At 51.9% G+C, this 882-nt stretch carries 2 protein-coding genes; both read right to left on the bottom strand.

Going from position 1 to position 882, the window contains the following annotated elements; genetic code table 11:
* Positions 1–595 (bottom strand): formylglycine-generating enzyme family protein (locus GJV78_RS22690; RefSeq protein WP_155110309.1); only part of this gene is annotated, 595 nt, incomplete at its 3' end.
* 7 nt (positions 596–602) lie between these two features.
* A partial coding sequence (locus GJV78_RS23200) for a hypothetical protein (protein ID WP_167519724.1) occupies positions 603–882 on the bottom strand: 280 nt, incomplete at its 5' end.

The raw sequence follows: 882 nt of genomic DNA, 5'->3' as shown, positions 1-882 counted from the left end.
TATTAATCCCACGCTGAATACCGTCCATCTCCAGCACGCCGCTGTTGGTCCCCACAATAAAGAATTGCCCGCGGCTGCGGGCCGCATATTCCCACTGCGCTTCGGTAGGCAGGGCAAACGGCAGACCGCTGACCTTACCCAGCCAGGCACAGTATTTCTCCGCATCGTACCAGTCCATATGCGCAGGGGTATCAGGCAGTGTATTTAGCGCATCTGCCAGCTTTTGACTCAGTGAATTATCCTCCTTCTTTAACTGAAGATTATTCAGTTTCAGATAAAGCTGATATTCCTGATTGGTGGTTTTAAATTTGCTGATGGAGTAGCTGCTCAGGGTGACCTTATGCAGCGGCTTACTGTCCTTTTCAGTATCCAGCTGCATCTTCTCGGGACCGTATTCCCTGCCGAAGTCCCCCATCAGAAATTCTCCGCCCTGCACAAATACCAGATTATTTTTGACCTGACGAATCAAATTCTGTAGCTCAGCGCCGTGCTGCCGGCTTTCTCCAGCCTCCGCCGTTGGCTTTGCCGCGCTATTATTATCACAGGCCGTCAGCAGTAGCGGGGCCAGCAACCAGATTCTATATTTTTTCATCATTATTTCCTTAAGCTATTTGCGTTAATGTCGCTTCACAGGGAGCAAATTCACAGCGCTGTGGAAAGTGGGGGTTGGGTGCCCGGTTCAGGTTATACCAGGGGGTGTTATTCATCGCCAGCGCATAGCCCCAGGAGAGTTCCAGCTCAGTTTTCAGGCGCTGGTAGATTTCCGACAGCTGCAGCGCCGCAAGCTCTGCGGCCCGGCGTTTCATATCCTGATCACGATTAAAGCCTTCCTGAAGAAATTCGCACAGCTGTCGCTCCTGCTCCTGTACCACCGGCCCTTCA

The organism is Intestinirhabdus alba (assembly GCF_009711095.1).
In the GTDB taxonomy this organism is placed as follows: Bacteria; Pseudomonadota; Gammaproteobacteria; order Enterobacterales; family Enterobacteriaceae; genus Intestinirhabdus; species Intestinirhabdus alba.
This window is presented reverse-complemented; position numbering and strand designations above follow the sequence as displayed.